Genomic DNA, 17,903 nt, shown 5'->3' with positions numbered 1-17,903 from the left:
GATGGACTCCGAGACCTTGCTGGCACGGATCTCCGACTACGAGAACCGCCCCAACCCCTACCCGCTGTACGCGGAACTCCGCGAGGCCGGTCCCGTGGTGCGGCAGGCGGACGGCAGCTATCTGATCGGCACCTACCACGAGATCGCCGCTCTGCTCCACGACCCTCGGATCAGTGCCGATCCACGCATCCGCACCGCTCCGTCCCCGTACCCGTCCGGTGAGACGGTGAAGCCGCCGTTCCTCCGGCTCGACGACCCCGAGCACCACAGGCTGCGCACCCTGGCCATGCGCCCGTTCGGCCCACCGCACAGCCCCGGCCGGGTCGACGCCATGCGCGGCGAGATCACCCGTATCACCGGGGAACTGATCGAGGAACTCCGGGACCGCAAGCAGATCGACATCGTCGACGACTTCGCCTACCCTCTGCCGATCACAGTCATCTGCCGACTGCTCGGCGTCCCGCGCGAGGACGAGTCACTGTTCCAGGCATGGACCGACTCCATCGTCGCGACCGCCGACATCGGGCCCGAGGAAGACACCACGGAACGGGACCAGACGGGCCGCCGGGCCCGGCAGGAGATGGGGCTGTACCTGGTCGACCTCGCTGAACAGCGCCGCGACCGGCCCACCGACGACATGCTCTCCGCCTTCGTCAACGAGCCGGATCCGGCCCTTCGGCTCAGCCAGGAGGAACTCGCTGAAACCACCGTGCTGTTGTTCATCGCGGGGCACGAGACCACGGTCAATCTGATCACCAACGGAGTCCTCACACTGCTGCGCCAACCCGAGCAGCTTGACCACCTGCGTCGCGAACCCGGCCTGCTGCCGCGGGCGGTGGAGGAACTACTGCGCTACGAACCCCCGGTCCACATGCGCGAGAGGATCCCCCACGCCGACATCGACGTCGCCGGCACCACGATCCCCGAGGGCACGTCCGTCGTACTGGCGCTGGCCTCGGGCAACCGCGACCCGAGGCGGTTCCACGAGCCCGACCGGTTCGATCCCACCCGGCTGGACAACCAGCACTTCGGCTTCGGCAGCGGCATCCACCTGTGCTACGGCGCACCCCTCGCCCGCCTCGAGGCCGAGGCCGCGCTCGGCGCGTTGATCCCCCACCTGAGCACGGCAAGCCTGGTCCAGGACCCGCCCCCCTACCGGCAGAACGCCATGCTCCGCGGACCCCGCCACCTGCCCGTCCACCTATGACTCGGCTGCGTGGCGGCATGTGACAGCAGGCAGGAGTGGCGGTCTGCCCCGTATCCCGTTGGTCGGACCAGCAGGGCGTGTTCTGTGCCGCCGTGGAGGAAGGCCGGAGACGTGGCTGATGCCGCCCGCATGGCCAAGGACGTCGACAACGCACTGCGCGACATCGCCGTCGCACAGGCCGGCCTCGATCCCGACGCGGCCGCGGTGTACGTCAAGCAGCTCGCCACCGACAAGTGCTACGCCCGCGACGTCTATTGATCCGGGCTGGACACGCGATGTGCGCCCGGTCGGCGCGGTGCTTGCCGCGGGTGCGGCGAGCGCGGTGCGGGAGCTGACCGGCGCCCGGAAAACGTCCGGCGGCCGGAAATGCGTACGGCCGTAACGGAATCTTCGGCTCCGGATTTCGGTCTCTTTGCCGTGGTGTTGCCTGCCGGATGAAGTTACTCCCGGGTTGATGAAAACTGTCCGGATCCGTTCCCTTCTCGCATCGCCAGGCCCCTTCCCGGTTGACATGATTGCCCGCGCAACCTCCATGGTCGCGACGATGCTGTGATCTTTTTGGTCTTTTTTTGTGGCCAGTCTGATTGTCTGCAGTCAGACTGATCCGTGGGGACGGGGGACGGGGGAGTTTTTTGTCGCAGCAGTTGGTGTTCAGAATTCTGGGGCAACTGGTCGTCAACGCAGGCGAACGCACAATCTCGGTGGGGGGAGCACGGCAGCGGACCGTACTGGCCATGCTCTTGCTGTCGCCCGACCGCGTCGTCTCGGTGGACAGCCTCATCAGGGCGGTCTGGCAGGGGAGTCCACCGTCGACGTCGAGGAACCAGATCGCGATCTGTGTCTCGGGGCTGCGCAAGACGTTCGAGTCCGAGGCGAATGTGGACGATCTCATCGTCACGGCACATCCCGGCTACATCCTGGCGACCGGCGACCATGTCGTCGATTCGCTGGAGTTCGAGGAAGAGGTGCGGCGGGGGCGGGAGTTGATCCGGCGTGGGCAGGCCGCGGAGGCCGGGGCCGTGCTGGAGAGTGCGTTGAACCTGTGGCGCGGGCCCGCGCTCGACGGCATCAACGGTGCCGAGGAGGGTGCGGCGACGCTCGATGAGCTCCGCCTCGACGCGTACGAGGAGCTGGCCGGGCTACGTCTGCAACTGGGCCAGCACCGCTCGCTCATCGGGGAGCTCGCCGGGCTGGTCAAGGAGCACCCGCTGCGCGAACAGGCGCGTGCCCATCTGATCCTCGCCCACTACCGGTCGGGGCGCAGGGCCGAAGCGCTCGAAGTGTTCCGCGAGGCACGCCAGCTGCTCGTCGAGGAGCTGGGGATCGAGCCGGGCCCCGCACTCCAGGAGCTGCACGACCAAGTACTGCGGGACGCACCGGAACTGACCGTGCGCCATATCGCCGCGCCGACCGTCTCCTTACCCGCGCAGCTTCCCGCCGGGGGAGCGGCCTTCACCGGGCGGGCGGCTCAGCTCGCCCTGCTCGACGGGCTGCTCGACGAGCGGCGGGGCCACGCGCCCCTCGCCGTGGGTGCCATCTCCGGGGTGAGCGGGGTGGGCAAGACGGCACTCGCCGTGCACTGGGCCCACCAGGTCGCCGAGCAGTTCCCCGACGGCCAGCTCTTCGCGGATCTGCGGGGGTACGACGAGCATGACGACCCCACGGCGGCCAGCGCCGTCCTCGACCGCTTTCTGCGGGCGCTCGGGGTGCCCGGCCCGCAGGTCCCGACCGACCCGAACGAACGCGCCGCCCTGTACCGCAGCGTCCTGGGCAGCAGACGGGTCCTGATCGTGCTCGACAACGCCGCCTCGTATCAGCAGGTCCGTCTGCTGATGCCGGGAAACGGCCGATGCTGTGTGCTGATCACCGGGCGGGACGCGCTCGACGGGCTGACCGGCGACTACGCCGTACGCCGCATCGGGCTCAACGTCATGAACCAGGACGAGGCCATCCGGCTGCTCCGGAAGGTCGCGGGCGAGGAGCGGATCGTCGCCGACCCGGCAGGCGCCGAACTCCTCAGTCAGCTCTGCGACCGGCTGCCGCTCGCCCTGCGCATCGCGGGTGCCCGGCTGGCCGCCAAGCCGCACTGGTCCGTGCGGACCCTCGTCAACCGGCTCTCCGACCAGCGGCTGCGGCTGGACGAACTCAGCCAGGGCGACCAGGGGGTACGCGCCGGATTCCGGCTCAGCTACCGGGCGCTGCCGCCGGCCGCCGCCCGGATGTACCGGCGCCTCGGCCTGCTCGCCGTACCCGACTTCACCTCCTGGGTGGGCGCCGCCGTCCTCGACACCGATCCGGCGACCGCCGAGACACTCATCGAGCAACTCGTCGACGCCCAGCTGCTGGAGGTTGTTACCGGGGACACGGACGGTGCCATCCGCTACCGCTTCCAGGATCTGCTGCGGCTGTTCGGCTGGGAGTGCGCGCAGGCCGAGGAGACCGAGCAGGAACGCGACGCCGCCCTCGACCGGGCCTTCGGCACCTGGCTTTCTCTTGCCGATGCCGCACACCGGCGGGCGCACGGCGGTGACTACACGATCATCCACGGGCCCGCGCCGCGCCTGTCCCTGCCCGGGGAGATGGTCGACGACCTGCTTGCCGACCCGATGGCCTGGTTCGAGTCCGAGCGCGCCGCGGTCGTCGCGGTCGTCGAGCAGGCGGCGCGCACCGACCGCTCCGCGCAGGCCTGGGACCTGACGATGAGCAGCAGCACCCTGTTCTCCACCCACAACTACCTGGAGGACTGGCGCACCTGCGCCAGCCACGCCCTGGAGGCCGCCCGCCGCACCGGCGACCGCATCGGTGAGGCGGCGATGCTCCAGTCCCTCGGCTCCCTGGAGATCTACCAGAACAGGTACGCGGCGGCGGAGGCCTGGCTGAACCCCGCCCAGCAGCTCTTCGACGAACAGGGCGAGGAGCACGGGCTCGCGCTCGTACGACGAAATCTGGCTCTGTGCGGGCGGTTCCGGGGCGAGTTGGGGCCGGCCCTGCGCCATGCCGAGGAGGCGCTGCGCGGCTTCAGGAAGGTCGGTGATCTGATGTCCGAGAGCTACGTCCTCGGCCTGATGGCGCAGATCGAACTGGAGTCCGGGCGGGTGAGTGAGGGCATCATCCTGAGCGCCGAGGCCGTCTCGATGAGCCGTGCGGCCGGATTCCTCAGGGGCGAGGCGCAGAACACCTACCGGCTGGCCGAGGCCCAGATGCGTAACGGCGAACCCGCCAGGGCGGCGGAGCACTGCCGGACCGCACTGGGGCTGTCCCGCGTCGAAGGCGACACCGTCGGCGAAGTGTTCGCGCTGCGGGGGCTCGGGGAGGCGCTGTGGAGGCAGGAGCTGCTCGACGACGCGCAGAGCTGTCTTCAGGACGCGCTGCGCGTGGCCGAGGACCTGGCCGACCGATTCCTTCAGGCCAGGATCAGGGTGGATCTCGGCGTCATCCTCGTCGCGCGGGGGGACGGGGAGGGCGCGGGGATGCTCGGCCGGGCGCGGGCGGTCTTCACGGATCTCGGCGCCGACGCCTGGCAGCGCCGCGTCGGCCGCCTCGGCGACGCGGCACGGGCCGCGGGCCCCGGCAGCCCCGTACCGGTCGCCGAACTCGCCCGGCTGCTCGACAACTGAGGGGGTGGGCGCGGGACGGGGAACCCGGCATGTGAGCCCGTGTGCCCTGTGTGCCCGTGCTGCCCGTGCAGGCGGGTGTGGACCCGCCTGCCCGCGTGCGGACGAACGCCGGCCCGGTCCGCGACGGGGGCGCGGGCCGGGCCGGCGGGCTTGTGCGAGCGGTTACGACCAGGGCTGCTCGTCCTGCGTCGTGGCGCCGCCTCCCTCGCCGGGGGCGCTCCACGGCTGCTCGGCGGCGATCCGGAAGCCGTCCGGTGTGGCCGGGCCCGTGGTCACGGCGGCTGCCATGCCGGCCAGCAGGAGCGCGGCGGTGCACAGGGCTCCGATGGTGGCGGGAACCGTCTTTGTGGCGAGCATTTCCAACTCCTCGTCAGGCTTTGCGGGTGCGACAGGAGTAACGCTAGGCGCTCCTATTTTTGAAGCGATATCAGTTCAATTTCGAACCGCCCTCAAATGCTTGGAAAAATAGTCGACGAGGTCCGCCTCGTACGGTTCCAGATAGAAATGATCGCCAGGGAAAACGCGATGGGTGAACGACGACGTGGTGAGTTCCGCCCAGGATCTGAGTCCGTCGAGGCCGCATCGCGGATCGCTGATGCCCGCGCAGGCCACGATCGGGGTGTCGAGTGCCACCGGGTGGTGTGGCCTGCCCGTCTCCAGGACCCGGTAGTCCGCTCTCAGGGCCGGCATCAGCAGCTCCCTGAGGTCCGGGTCGTCGAAGACGTCCAGTTGCGTACTGCCCAGCCGCCGGAGCGACTCGATGATCGCCTCGTCCCCGTCATGGTGCACGGTCGTCGGTTCCACGCGGTGTGGCGCCGGCCGGCCCGAGACGACGAGGAGCGCGGGATTCACCCCGTGCTCCGCCGACAGCTTGGCCGCGACGGCGTACGCCACCGCGGATCCCATGCTGTGCCCGAAGAGTGCGAGCGGACGGTCGAGGAGGCCGAGCAGCGCGCCGGTGATCCGCTCCGCGAGTTCGTCCATCGACTCGATGACCGGTTCGGCGATCCGGTCCTGCCGGCCCGGGTAGCGGGCGGCGAGCAGTTCGACGTCCGGTGGCAGCAGCCGCCGCCAGCCCCGGAACATGCTCGCGGTGCCCCCGGCGTGCGGGAAACACGCCAGCCGCAGGGCCGGTTCGGCCGTGCCCCGCAGCCGCCGGAACCAGAGCCCATCACTTCTTTCCGCGGTAATGCCCATAAGAAATCCCCTCCGGCGCCGAATCATAGTGAAATCCTCGAGCCGCAGGCCGTCACCCCCTGCATATCGAAGAAATATAGCCACGCCCGGAATGCTTCGCCCCGAGACCCGACTGATGAGCAGCTGCGGGCGGCCCGTCCGCATCCAGGGAATATGGGGTAATCCGTGGGATCCACAACAGAAGATCGCAGCGGTGGTCAGGCAGCCCCCGGGAAGACCGTCTGGCCGGGACACAGCGGCGTCGGCGGGGTGAGCCTGGCCGTCGAGCGGGCCAGGCCGGCCGAACGCTCGGCGGAGGCCGCTCGCCATGCACTCGCACGGTGGTCGAAGGCCCCGACGCAGGCGTTTCCGTACGCCGAAGTGCTCGCCCACTACCGGGCCGTAGGGCGCAATCACGCCGACGACGACCTGCTCGCCGAGCTGCGTACCGTCGGTGAGAAGCTCACCGTGAGCGCCCCGGCGTACGGGGAGGAGCGGCTGCTCGCGGACTGGCTTCCGATGACGTACGACCGGACGGACGGCGACTACGACTCGTACATCGGGACCGCTGTCTTCGACTCGCTCGTCGAGCAGGCCGGTCCCGGACGCCGGGCCGAGGCCATCGACGGCTTCACCGCGGTGGCCGTCGCCGACCTCGTGGCGATCGAGGCGGAGGCGCTGGCGACCGCGCCCGACGACGTACGCGCCTATGCCCGTACGCGGGCCGCCGCCCGCACGCTCACCCGGATCGCGGACTATCTTCCGCGCGCGGCGGCCGAGTCGGAGGACCTGGCGCAGCTGCGTACGGCGCTGACCGGACAGAGCGCCGCCGACACCCTGGCCGCCGTCGCGAGCAAGGCCGCCCAGTCGACGGCCGAAAGCTTCCCCGTGCTCTACCGGAAGGCTGTGGAGCTCACGCTGATCCCCACCACCCGGCTGCACGACGAGCTGATGTTCATCCGCAGCATCCAGATCTTCGAGGGCATCTACCAGCAGGTCGCCCGCGACGTCGAGGCGGCGGCAGCGGCGCTGGAACTCGGCAACGTGCCGGCCGTCCTCGAACTGCTCGCCGACGGGGCCGCCCGGATCGAGGCCACGCCCATCCTGTACCGCGTCCTGACCGGTATGCCGATCGACTCGTTCGCCATCATCCGCGCCTACACGGACGGCAGGAGCGCCATCCAGTCACGCTGGTACCGGCAGGTGGAGGCCTTCTGCGTGCCCGGGCAGCCGATGCCGACGGGCAAGAGGATCCCGGCCGTGGTCGTCGAAGGGCCCGGCTTGGACGCCACGTTCGCCTCGCGCGCCGCGAGTCTGCCGGCCGACCGCGCGGCACAGGTGGCCGAGGCCATGGAGCGGCTGGACAAGGCGTGGGGGGCGATGAAGCGCAACCACTGGGGGCTCACGCTGAAAATCATCGGCGACGTGCCCGGCACGGGTGGCACGAGCGGTGCCTCCTATCTGAAGACCGCCGCGCAGGTACCGCTCTTCCCGCGCCTGCGCGACGAATCCGGAACCGATGCCCCCGAGGACACCACGTCCGAAGAAGGAGTCAACTGATGGACGACGCACAGCGCCACAACCATGAGCTGCGCCAGAAGATCATGGGGTACATCGTCTCCCGGGCCATCCACGCCGTCTGCGAACTCGGCATACCCGACCTGCTCGGTGACCGCCCGCAGCGCATCGCCGAACTCGCCGCCGGGACCGGCGCCGACCCCGACGCCCTGCACCGGTTCCTCCGCGTCCTCGCGGCCGAGGGCATCCTGAACGAGGAGCAGCCCGGCACCTTCGGGCTGACACCCATGGGCGCCCTCCTCCGTACCGACACCCCCGGCTCCCTCTCCCATCTCTCCAGCCTGATGGCCGGCGAGGCGTACGAGGCCTGGGGAGCCGCGACCCACGCGCTGCGCACCGGACGGCCCGGCTTCGACGAGGTCTACGGCAGTCCGTACTTCGAGTGGCTCGCCGCCCATCCCGAGGCCGCCCGCACCTTCAACGAGGGACAGGCGGGTCTGGTGACCCTGCGCCTCCTGCCGCTCCTGGAATGGGACTGGAGCGCGGTCGGCAGCGTCGTCGACGTCGGCGGCGGCAACGGCACCCTGCTCACCGACCTGCTGCACGGCAACGACCGGCTGAAGGGCGTCGTCTTCGACCTCCCGCACGTCCTCGACGAGGCACGGCAGGCCCTGGCCGACGCCGGACTCGACGGCCGCGCGGACTGCGTCGGCGGCAGCTTCTTCGACGAGGTACCCGCAGGCGGCGACGTCTATGTCCTGGCCCAGATCCTGCACGACTGGGACGACGAGAGCGCGATACGGATCCTGGAGTCCTGCCGCCGGGCCATGGGCGGACAGGGCCGGCTCCTCATCCTGGAACAGGTCGTGCCCGACGACGGGTCCCGGCATCCGGCCGCGCTGCTCGACCTCCACATGCTGGTGCTGCTCGGCGGTCGGGAGCGTACCGAGTCGGAGTGGCGTGCCCTGCTGGACCGGGGCGGTTTCGACACCGCCGACATCCACCGGGGAGCCAGGGCCGCGCTCATCGAAGCCGTCCCTCGCTGAACCCTGGCTCACCCCCGGCCCGGTCCTCGCGCTGGGCCTTTGACCAGGCATTCATCCAGGGGGGACCTAGGTCCCCCCTGGAAAAGGGGGGACAGGCCCAATGATCCCGGAGCGGTCGCAGGACAGACTGATGCCTGCAGGGACCAAGAGGTTCCGAACCGAGGAGGCCCGGATGACGACACCCGCACCGCCCAAGCTCTGGCAGCCGCCACTGCGGGGGCTGGCCCTGGCGGCACAGAAGGTGCCTCAGCTCGCCCTGTTCGTCCTGATGGTGATCTCCCTGGTCTATCTCGGCCTCGGCGTGGGCGTCCTGCTCCTGCCGCTGGTCGTGGCCGCCGTGAGGAAGCTGGCGAACCGGTCCCGGAGGCTGGCCCACGTCTGGTCGGGAGTCAGGATCGCGGAGCCGTACCGTGAACTGCCGCCGGGGGAGCCCGGCTTCTTCGGCCGGTGGCGACGCTGCAGGCAACTCCTCTCCGACCCCGCCACCTGGCGGGACATGCTGTGGACGATCGCCGACCCCGTCGTCGGCACCGTCCTCGCCCTCATGCCGGCGGCGCTGCTCGTCTACGGACTGGAGGGCCTGGTCTTCCCGTTCGTCTGGGACGACCTCGTGTCCGCCGGATACGACGACCACTACGCAGGACTGATCCATGTGCACGGCGAGTCCGGTCTGCGCACCTGGCTGATGCCCCTCGTCGGCATGATGTTCATCGGGCTGGGACTGTGGGCAGGACCCAAGCTGGTCACGGCCCACGGCCGCTTCACCCGCACCCTCCTCGGTCCCCGCCAGAGCGCCGAACTCGCCGCACGCGTAGGTCATTTGACCCGCACCCGGGGCGCCGTCGTCGACAGCCAGGCGGCGGAGCTCCGCAGGATCGAGCGTGACCTCCACGACGGGGCGCAGGCCAGACTCGTCGCGATGGGCATGAACCTCGATGCCGTCGAACAGCTCCTGGACTCCAACCCCGAGGCGGCGCGCGCCCTGTTGATGGAGACCAGGGACTCGTCCTCCAAGGCGCTGAGCGAACTCCGCGACCTCGTACGGGGAATCCATCCACCGGTCCTCTCCGACCGGGGTCTGGGAGACGCCGTGCGGGCCCTGGCGCTGGACAGTCCGCTCCCTGTCGATGTGGTGGTCGACCTGCCCGGCCGGCTGGACGCCCCCGTCGAGTCCGCCGCGTACTTCGCCGTCAGTGAACTGCTCACGAATGTGGCGAAACATGCGAAGGCCGGAAGGGTATGGATCGACATCAGGCACGACCGGGACGCCCTGCGCATCAGCATGACCGACGACGGGGTGGGTGGCGCCGCGGCATCCGCGGGAACGGGGCTGCGCGGAATTGAGAGTCGCATTGCCGCATTCGACGGCATACTTGCCGTGAACAGCCCTCAGGGCGGACCGACGATGGCGACGATGGAGATCCCGTGCGCATTGTTCTCGCCGAAGACCTCTTCCTCCTGAGGGAAGGGCTCGTGCGCCTCCTGACCGCCCATGGATTCGAGATCGCCGCCGCCGTGGACACCGGACCCGCCCTCCTGGACGCCCTGATCGAACACCGGCCGGACATCGCGCTCGTCGACGTACGGCTCCCGCCCACCTTCACCGACGAGGGGCTGCGCGCCGCCATCGAGGCGCGCAGCCGGATCCCGGGCCTCCCGGTGCTCGTGCTCTCGCAGTACGTGGAACAGCTCTACGCCCGTGAGCTGCTGGCGGACGGTTCGGGCGGGGTCGGCTATCTGCTCAAGGACCGCGTCTTCGACAGCCGCCAGTTCATCGACTGCGTACGCCGGGTGGCCGCGGGCGGCAGCGCGATGGACCCCGATGTGGTGGCGAAGCTCCTGGCGGGCAACGCCTCCGACGCCCCCCTGGGCCGGCTCACCGCACGCGAACGCGAAGTTCTCGGACTGGTGGCGGAGGGCCGCTCCAACGCCGCCATCGCCGGGCGGCTCGGTGTCAGCGAGAAGGTCGTCACCAAGCACACATCGAATGTCTTCACGAAACTCGACCTCGTACCGTCCGACGACGACAATCGCCGCGTTCTCGCCGTCCTCGCCTATCTGAATTCCTGACAGCTCTCGCTGTATAGGCGCCGTATAGCCCGCGCGGGCATGCTGCGCCCGATGAGTCATGACCTCATTCGGGGAAATCAGAGAAATCAGAGAAACCAAATGAATGGGCCGGTCGGTCCGACAGGGAGTGTCAGAATCATGCGAGCCGGATCGCCAGAATTCGAAGGAATGGTCGGCAGGCTGCGGCGCCACGCCGACGAGCTTCCCGACCGGGACGCCGTGCTGTTCTTCCGCGGGGCTGCCCAGGACCACGCGCCCGAGCGGCTGGACTACGCCGGCCTGGACCGTGCCGCCCGCTCCACCGCGGCCTGGCTCCAGTCCCGTTGCCGCCCCGGCGACCGCGTCCTGCTGCTGCACCCGCAGGGCCTCGACCTGGTGAAGTCCTTCGTCGCCTGTCTGTACGCGGGGCTCGCCCCGGTCGTCGTCCCGGTGCCGGGCGGCCACGCCCACCAGGCCGAGCGGACCGCCCGGATCGCCGTCGACTGCGCGGCGTCCGTGGTGCTGACCGACAGCGTCAGCCTGCCCGACGTCCAGGCCTGGCTGGACCTGCCCGGAACTCCCGCAGTGGAATACGCCGTGACGGACGAGGGCGACCTCGCCCCGGCCGAGAACTGGACCGACCCGGGCGTCGGTCCCGACGACGTGGCATTCCTGCAATACACCTCCGGATCGACAAGTGATCCGCGCGGAGTGATCGTCAGCCACGCCAACATCGCGCACAACATCGGGGAACTCACCGACGCGCTCGGTTGGGACGCGGACATGCGCTTCTGCGGCTGGGTCCCGATGTTCCACGACATGGGCCTGATCCTGACCGTGCTCTCCCCGCTCTACCTCGGCACCACCACGGTCCTGATGACCGCCACCTCCTTCCTCAAGCGGCCCTCCATGTGGCTCCAGTTGATCGACCGGTACGACGTCCAGATCAGCTGTGCCCCCAACTTCGCCTACGACCTGTGCGTCCGGCGGCTGACCGACGAGCAGATCGCCGGACTCGACCTCTCCCGCTGGGTGTGCGCGGCCAACGGCGCCGAGCCCGTCGACGCCGCCACCATGGAGCGCTTCGCCCGCCGCTTCGCTCCCGCCGGATTCCGCTACGAATCCTTCGCTCCCGCCTACGGACTGGCGGAGACCACCCTCCTGGTCTCCGGAACCCCGACCGGCCGCGCACCCGTGCTGCGCCAGGTCGACCCGGCCGCCCTGGAGAAGCACCGCATGGTGCCGGTCGGGGAGGAGGACTCCGTGACCCTGGCCGGGTCCGGGCAGGTCGCCGGCATGGACGTACGGATCGTGGACCCCGGCTCGCTGGACGAGCTCACCGACGGCTACATCGGCGAGGTGTGGGTGCGGGGCCCCTCCATCACCCAGGGCTACTGGCAGCGCCCCGAGGCCACCGAACGCCTCTTTTGCGCCACCACCACCGACGACGACGGCGGATTCCTGCGGACCGGGGACCTCGGCGCGCTCCTCGACGGGGAACTCTTCATCACCGGCCGGATCAAGGAAATGCTCATCGTCCGGGGCCGCAACCTCTACCCGCACGACATCGAACGCGAGGTCGGCGCACTCGACCCGGCCTTCGAGGGCAGGACCGGCAGCGCCTTCTCCGTCCCGGGCCCGGCGGGTCAGGGCGAGGAGATCGTCGTCGTCCAGGAGATACGGGCCGGGCAGACCGACCCCGGCCGGCTCAGCGGTCTCGCGGCGCACGTCAAGGACACCATGGGCCGCAGCCTCGGCGTGAAGGCCCCGCACGTCGTGCTGGTCAGGCCCGGCCAGGTCCGCCGCACCACCAGCGGAAAGATCCAGCGCTCCCTGATGCGGGAGCTGTACCTGTCCGACCAGCTCACCCCGCTGTACGCCACCGAGAGGCAGGCATGACGACCGACCCGAACACGGTGGACTTCGAAGCCGACGTGAACGCCGCGGACTTCGACGCCGAAGCGACACGTGACTGGCTCATCGAACTCGTCGCCGACTACCTCGAAAGGCCACCGGCGGTCATCCCGCCCGACGCCTCACTGATCTCGATGGGCCTCGACTCCGTCTACGCCGTCGCCCTCTGCGGCGATCTGGAGGACCGCTTCGGTCTGGAGCTCGACGCGGCCCTGGTGTGGGAGCACCCCACGGTCGACGCCCTTGTCAGCCACGTCCGGGCCCAGCTGGCCACCGCGGACACCAACGGTCGTACCTGAGAGAGCAGAGAGATTCGATGACACGGCACATCGCCCCCAGGATCGCGATCGTCGGCGCCGGTATCGGCGGACTGACCGCCGCGCTGGCCCTGACCCGCCGAGGATTCCGGGTGACTGTCCACGAACAGGCCCCCGAACTCCGTGAGGTGGGTGTCGGACTCCATCTGGCCCCCAACGGCAGTCGGATCCTCCACCGTTTCGGCCTCGCGGACGCCCTTCACCAGATGGCCGTACGCCCCGAGGCGCTCGAAGTCCGGCGATGGAGCGACGGAGAGGTCCTCACCCGACGCCCGATGGGTGACGCCTGGGAGACCGAGTTCGGCGGCCCGCACTACACCGTGCACCGCTCCGATCTGCACGCACTGCTCGCCGCCCGGCTCCCGGCGGACTCCCTGCGCCTGGACAGCCGGTGCACCGGTTACGCCGAGGACCTCGACGGCGTGGAACTCCACTTCGCCGACGGATCCACCGCACGGGCGGATCTCGCGATCGGCGCCGACGGCGTCAACTCCCTCATGCGCGCTGCGGTTTCGGGCGGACAGGACCTCCTGGTGCCGACCGGGACCTGCGCGGTGCGCGGGCTCGTCCCCATGGACCGGCTGCCCCGGCTCAACGCCCAGGACATGTACGTGTGGGCCGGTCCCGGCGGTCGCATGCTCACCGCCCCGGTGAGCGCGGGGCAGCAGCTGTCCTTCGTCGCCGTGATCCCCGAGAACGACGAGGAGCAGCGGCGCGAGTCCTGGAGCAGGCCGGCCGAACTGGACCTGGTCGCCAAGGCGTTCCAGGGCTGGGACCCCACCGTGCAGGAGCTGGTCGACGTCGCGGACAAGGCCGGCCACTGGACGCTGTGCGACCGCGAGCCGCTGACCCGCTGGAGCACCGCGCGCACCACGCTCCTCGGTGACGCGGCCCACCCGATGCTTCCGCATCACGGCCAGGGCGCCAGCCAGGCCATCGAGGACGCCGTCGTCCTGGCGGCCTGTCTCGCCGATGCGGGGGAGACCCTGAGTCCGCAGGACATCGCCGCGGCACTGCGGCGGTACGAGACGGTCCGCCTGGCCCACACCACACAGGTCCAGCTGGGCAGCCGCGACAGCGGCTCGCAGCGCCTGGGCGGCGGCCCGGCCGGTCTGCAGGCCCGCAAACAGTCCGGCCAGGAGATGAAGGCGCTCGTCGCCGACACCTCCTGGATCCAACGTCACGACGCGGAGGCGGCGCTCGCCGAACAGCCCGCCGCCTGAACCGCTCCCCTACGCACCACGCGCCCGTGCCCCGCACATCCCACACCCTGGACGAGGAGTCCCCATGTCACGACCGCACCGCTGGGCCGACCGGCTCCTGAAATTACCGGGAGGAAGGAAGGGCAAGTGGCTGACGCTCATCACCTGGCTGATCATCGTCGTCGCGTCCGTGCCCCTCGCCGGACAGCTCTCGGAGATCGAGAAGGACGAGCTGACCATCGAGCTCCCCCGAGGGGCCGAGTCCACCGATGTCGCCGGGCTCGCCGACCGGTTCGCCGACGGCAAGCTCTCCCTCGGCATCGTCGTCTACGTACGGGACAGCGGGCTGACCGCCGAGGACAAGGCCAAGGTGGCCTCCGACATCAAGGAGTTCGCGAGCTTCGCGGCCGGCGAGGTCGGGCCGGCCAGGCCGTCCGACGACGGCAAGGCGCTGACCGCGTTCGTGCCTCTCGACAAGGAGGACAGCACCGCACTCGCGGACAACGCGGAGAAGGTACGGGACCGGGCCACCGCCGACCGGCCGGACGGCCTCGAAGCCAAACTCACCGGCCCGGCGGGCAACTCGCTGGACGCCGCCGACGCCCGGGAGTCGACCGGCCGCGCGCTGACCCTCATCACGGTCCTCGTCGTCGCCGCCCTGCTCCTGATCACGTATCGCAGCGCCATCCTGTGGTTGCTGCCCCTGCTCACCGTCGGCGTCGCGTTCCTCACCACGCAGGCCGTCTCGTACCTCCTCGCCAAGGGCTTCGGGCTCACCGTCGGCGGGGGCAACGAGATCGTCGTGACGGCACTGCTGTTCGGTGTCGGCACCGACTACGCGATGCTGCTGCTGGCCCGCTACCGCGAGGAACTGCGGGTCCACGAGGACCGGCACGAGGCCATGCAGACCGCGGTCCGCAGGGCCGTCCCCGCGATCGCCGCGTCCGCGGCGACCGTCAGCATCGGGCTGCTCTGCCTGACGCAGGCGGACGTCGGCTTCAACTACACGCTCGGCCCTGCCGGGGCCATCGCCATCATCTGCGGTCTCGCCGCGATGACCACGCTCTTCCCGGCCGTCCTGGTGATCCTCGGACGTTGGGTTTTCTGGCCCAATGTGCCGCGCGCCGGAGTGGCCGTGAAGAACGCCAACCACCGCCTGTGGGACCGTGTCGGCGGCAGGATCTCCCGCCGTCCGCGCCTGGTGTGGATCGGCTCCGCCCTGGTCCTCACCGTGCTGGCCCTCGGCTCGCTCGGCCTGAAGACCGGTCTCGACGACGAGCACCTCATCGTCGGCAAGCCCGGCTCGATCGCCGGCCAGGAACTCCTCGCCGACCACTACCCGGCCGGCCAGAGCAGGCCCGCCGAGGTGATCAGCAAGGCCGGGGCCGCACCCGCGGTCGCCGCCGCGCTGAAGGGCATCGACGGGGTTGCCGAGGTCGCCGCACCCGAGAGGTCCACGGACGGCACTCTCGCCAGCACCCGGGCCGTACTGAAGGACAGCCCGGACAGCGCGGCGGCGGCCCGTACGGTCGACCGCATCCGCACCGCCGTGCACGCCGTCCCCGGCGCCGACGCCCAGGTCGGCGGCCCCACCGCGATGGCACAGGAGAAGACCGAGGCGCAGGCCCACGACCGCAAGGTGGTGATCCCACTGGTGCTCGCGGTGGTCTTCCTCATCCTGGTCGTCCTGCTCCGGGCCCTGGTCGCGCCCCTGCTGCTGATGGCGACCGTGGTGCTGTCCTACTTCGCCGCCCTCGGCATCAGCTGGCAGCTGTTCCAGCACGTCCTGGGATTCCCGGCGGTGGACATCCAGGTCATGCTGATCGGCTTCCTGTTCCTGGTGGCACTCGGCGTCGACTACAACATCTTCCTCATCCACCGGATCCGCGAAGAGGTCGGTCACCGCGGCCACCGTGCCGGCGTACTGAGCGGACTCACCTCCACCGGCGGCGTCATCACCAGCGCCGGCGCGGTGCTGGCGGCGACGTTCGCCGCTCTCACCACGGCCCCGCAGGTGGCGTTCATCGAGATCGGCATCGTCGTGGCCATCGGTGTCCTGATCGACACCTTCCTCGTGCGGTCCGTCCTCGTCCCGGCCCTGGCCCTGGACGTCGGCCGTACCTTCTGGTGGCCGGGCCGCCCCGTCGGCACGGACACCGCACCGCCCGCGGCGGGCGAACAGCCCACACCGGCCGCGGTACCCGCGGGCAGCCGAGGCGGTGGCGTATAGCCCGGATATAGCCAAGGGCCGGAAGGTGGGGGCCTGTTCAGCCGGACGACTCCGGCGGGCAGTTCCGCTCAGCCTTCCGGCCCTTCGCGTTCTCCGGTCCGACCGGCGCGGCGGCCGCCCTACCCACCGGGAGCCGCAGCATGCCACCGACCGATCGGACCCTGCCCCTCTCGGCGAGCCAGCAGGCGCTGTGGCTGGCCCACCGGCTGGCGCCCGAGAGCGCCGCCTACACCATCGTGCTGCCGGTACGGCTGCGGGGGCCGCTGGACGGCGACGCGCTCTCCGCGGCCGTTCGCACCGTCGCGGCCAGGCATCCCCTGCTGCGTTCGGTATTCGCGGAAGGGGACGGCGAGGGTGCGGGCGGGGAGCCCTACCGCACCGTGCTCGACAGCCCGGGCCAGGACGTCCTCATCGTCCGGGAGCTGCCGGACGCCACGGACGCGCACCTGCACGCGCTGGCCCGGGAGTGCGCTCAGGCGGCCTTCCGGATCGACGTGGAGCCGCCGTTCCGTGTCACGCTGCTGCGGCGGGACGCGCAGGACGCGATGCTGGTCATTGCCACCCACCACATCGTCAGCGACTACGCCTCGCACCACCTGATCCTGCGCGAGCTCCTCACCCTGCACCGGGAGTTCGCCGACGGCTCCGCCCCGGACCCCGTATCGGCGGGCGCCGGCCCGGACATCCATGCCGAGCAGGTGGCGGCCGAACGACGGCTCCTCTCCTCGGCCCGGGGCGCCCGGGGAGCGACGTACTGGCGCCAGGTGCGCGTCGGCGCACTCCCCGCCGAGCTGCCGACCGACCGGCCGCGCCCCGCCACCCAGGGGTTCCGCGGGGCCACCCATGAACTCCCGTTGCCCGCGGGCACGGTCGAGCGGCTGACGAAGGCCGCACGCTCACTGGACGTCACACCGTTCGCCTTCCTCCTCGGCGTCTTCCAGGCCACGCTCTACCGCCATTCGGGACAGCCGGACGCCCTGGTCGGCTGCCCGATGTCCACCCGCGGCGCGCTCGGAGCGGGCCGCCGGACCGAGGCCGCGGTGGGGTACTTCGTCAACACCGTCCCGGTACGCGGGAGTTTCCGGCCCGGCGACCGCATGCGCGACGCGGTCCTGGCCGCCCAGCGGCAGCTCGTCCAGGGCCTGGCGCACGCCGGACATCCGGGCGCCCTGCTGGCCGCCGCGCCGGCCCGGCGCACGCCGCCGTTCCGTACCGCCGTCACCCTGATCGCCACGGACCGCACGGAGCCGCGGCTCGGCCCCGTACGCGCCGACGGCGAAGGGGACGCCCGGCCGTACGAAGGGCTGACCGTCGCCCGGATCGGAGTCCCGCAGCAGGAGGGGCAGTTCGACCTCATGCTGCGGATCGAGCAGAGCGGAGACACGCTCGACGCGGTCTTCAGCTATGACACCGACCTCTTCGACGCCGGCACCGTCGAGCGGTTCGCCCAGCGTTACGCGCGGCTGCTCGACCGTGCCACGGACGATCCCGGAGCGGAAATAGAAGCCATCGCGCTGGTGGACCGCGCCGACCTCGCGGAGCTGCTGGCCATGGGGTCAGGGACTGTATAGAGCGGCTATAGGGCACGCCTTCATCATTTGTATGCCGGACGATCCGCGGTGGCGAA

14 protein-coding genes are annotated in these 17,903 nt (G+C 70.5%); 12 read left to right on the top strand and 2 right to left on the bottom strand.

Annotation, left to right across the window (positions count from 1 at the left end):
• Position 1: 1 nt before the first annotated feature.
• The 3 genes from OG395_RS18055 (at position 2) to OG395_RS18045 (ending at position 4,824) form a co-directional block, all read left to right on the top strand.
• Positions 2–1,207 carry a cytochrome P450 gene (locus OG395_RS18055; RefSeq protein ID WP_327243890.1) on the top strand — a complete coding sequence of 402 codons (1,206 nt, stop codon included), beginning with the start codon at positions 2–4 and terminating at the stop codon, positions 1,205–1,207.
• A gap of 111 nt (positions 1,208–1,318) precedes the next feature.
• Positions 1,319–1,465 (top strand): hypothetical protein, encoded by a 147-nt coding sequence (locus OG395_RS18050; RefSeq protein ID WP_327243889.1) that lies wholly within the window; start codon positions 1,319–1,321, stop codon positions 1,463–1,465.
• 389 nt (positions 1,466–1,854) lie between these two features.
• Positions 1,855–4,824 (top strand): AfsR/SARP family transcriptional regulator, encoded by a 2,970-nt coding sequence (locus OG395_RS18045; protein ID WP_327243888.1) that lies wholly within the window; start codon positions 1,855–1,857, stop codon positions 4,822–4,824.
• Between the two features lie 162 nt (positions 4,825–4,986).
• Here OG395_RS18045 and OG395_RS18040 read toward each other — a convergent pair whose 3' ends face one another.
• Complete coding sequence (locus OG395_RS18040; RefSeq protein ID WP_327243887.1) at positions 4,987–5,181, bottom strand: hypothetical protein; 195 nt, start codon at positions 5,179–5,181, stop codon at positions 4,987–4,989.
• 75 nt (positions 5,182–5,256) lie between these two features.
• Complete coding sequence (locus tag OG395_RS18035) at positions 5,257–6,021, bottom strand: thioesterase II family protein (RefSeq protein WP_327243886.1); 765 nt, start codon at positions 6,019–6,021, stop codon at positions 5,257–5,259.
• Positions 6,022–6,186: 165 nt separating this feature from the next.
• Here OG395_RS18035 and OG395_RS18030 point away from each other — a divergent pair, with 165 nt between their 5' ends.
• The 9 genes from OG395_RS18030 to OG395_RS17990 all read left to right on the top strand — a co-directional run bounded on the left by OG395_RS18030 (position 6,187) and on the right by OG395_RS17990 (position 17,847).
• Entirely contained in the window at positions 6,187–7,560 is a 1,374-nt protein-coding gene (locus OG395_RS18030) for a hypothetical protein (RefSeq protein ID WP_327243885.1), read from the top strand.
• Positions 7,560–8,564: a methyltransferase gene (locus tag OG395_RS18025; RefSeq protein ID WP_327243884.1), complete on the top strand. Its 1,005-nt coding sequence runs from the start codon at positions 7,560–7,562 to the stop codon at positions 8,562–8,564. The genes OG395_RS18030 and OG395_RS18025 overlap by 1 nt, the downstream gene beginning before the upstream one ends.
• Positions 8,565–8,736: 172 nt before the next feature.
• Complete coding sequence (locus OG395_RS18020) at positions 8,737–10,026, top strand: sensor histidine kinase (RefSeq protein WP_327243883.1); 1,290 nt, start codon at positions 8,737–8,739, stop codon at positions 10,024–10,026.
• Complete coding sequence (locus OG395_RS18015; RefSeq protein WP_327243882.1) at positions 9,990–10,634, top strand: response regulator transcription factor; 645 nt, start codon at positions 9,990–9,992, stop codon at positions 10,632–10,634. Before OG395_RS18020 ends, OG395_RS18015 begins: the two co-directional genes overlap by 37 nt.
• Before the next feature lie 138 nt (positions 10,635–10,772).
• Positions 10,773–12,512, top strand: coding sequence for a fatty acyl-AMP ligase (locus OG395_RS18010; protein WP_327243881.1), 1,740 nt, complete (start codon positions 10,773–10,775; stop codon positions 12,510–12,512).
• The gene (locus tag OG395_RS18005) at positions 12,509–12,826 is read left to right on the top strand and encodes an acyl carrier protein (protein WP_327243880.1); all 318 of its coding nucleotides are present in this window, start codon (positions 12,509–12,511) and stop codon (positions 12,824–12,826) included. Before OG395_RS18010 ends, OG395_RS18005 begins: the two co-directional genes overlap by 4 nt.
• A 17-nt stretch (positions 12,827–12,843) precedes the next feature.
• Positions 12,844–14,067, top strand: a complete 1,224-nt coding sequence (locus OG395_RS18000; RefSeq protein ID WP_327243879.1) for an FAD-dependent monooxygenase — start codon at positions 12,844–12,846, stop codon at positions 14,065–14,067.
• Positions 14,068–14,131: 64 nt separating this feature from the next.
• Positions 14,132–16,276 (top strand): MMPL family transporter, encoded by a 2,145-nt coding sequence (locus OG395_RS17995; RefSeq protein ID WP_327243878.1) that lies wholly within the window; start codon positions 14,132–14,134, stop codon positions 16,274–16,276.
• Between the two features lie 140 nt (positions 16,277–16,416).
• The gene (locus tag OG395_RS17990) at positions 16,417–17,847 is read left to right on the top strand and encodes a condensation domain-containing protein (protein WP_327243877.1); all 1,431 of its coding nucleotides are present in this window, start codon (positions 16,417–16,419) and stop codon (positions 17,845–17,847) included.
• Positions 17,848–17,903: the final 56 nt, after the last annotated feature.

It is taken from the genome of Streptomyces sp. NBC_01320, from assembly GCF_035974375.1.
GTDB lineage: Bacteria > Actinomycetota > Actinomycetes > Streptomycetales > Streptomycetaceae > Streptomyces > Streptomyces yanii.
This window is presented reverse-complemented; position numbering and strand designations above follow the sequence as displayed.

Coding starts and splice junctions, on each gene's coding strand:
- OG395_RS18055 (WP_327243890.1), top strand. CDS start 2: ATGGACTCCGAGACCTTGCTGGCACGGATCTCCGACTACGAGAACCGC.
- OG395_RS18040 (WP_327243887.1), bottom strand. CDS start 5,181: ATGCTCGCCACAAAGACGGTTCCCGCCACCATCGGAGCCCTGTGCACC.
- OG395_RS18035 (WP_327243886.1), bottom strand. CDS start 6,021: ATGGGCATTACCGCGGAAAGAAGTGATGGGCTCTGGTTCCGGCGGCTG.
- OG395_RS18025 (WP_327243884.1), top strand. CDS start 7,560: ATGGACGACGCACAGCGCCACAACCATGAGCTGCGCCAGAAGATCATG.
- OG395_RS18020 (WP_327243883.1), top strand. CDS start 8,737: ATGACGACACCCGCACCGCCCAAGCTCTGGCAGCCGCCACTGCGGGGG.
- OG395_RS18010 (WP_327243881.1), top strand. CDS start 10,773: ATGCGAGCCGGATCGCCAGAATTCGAAGGAATGGTCGGCAGGCTGCGG.
- OG395_RS18005 (WP_327243880.1), top strand. CDS start 12,509: ATGACGACCGACCCGAACACGGTGGACTTCGAAGCCGACGTGAACGCC.
- OG395_RS18000 (WP_327243879.1), top strand. CDS start 12,844: ATGACACGGCACATCGCCCCCAGGATCGCGATCGTCGGCGCCGGTATC.
- OG395_RS17995 (WP_327243878.1), top strand. CDS start 14,132: ATGTCACGACCGCACCGCTGGGCCGACCGGCTCCTGAAATTACCGGGA.
- OG395_RS17990 (WP_327243877.1), top strand. CDS start 16,417: ATGCCACCGACCGATCGGACCCTGCCCCTCTCGGCGAGCCAGCAGGCG.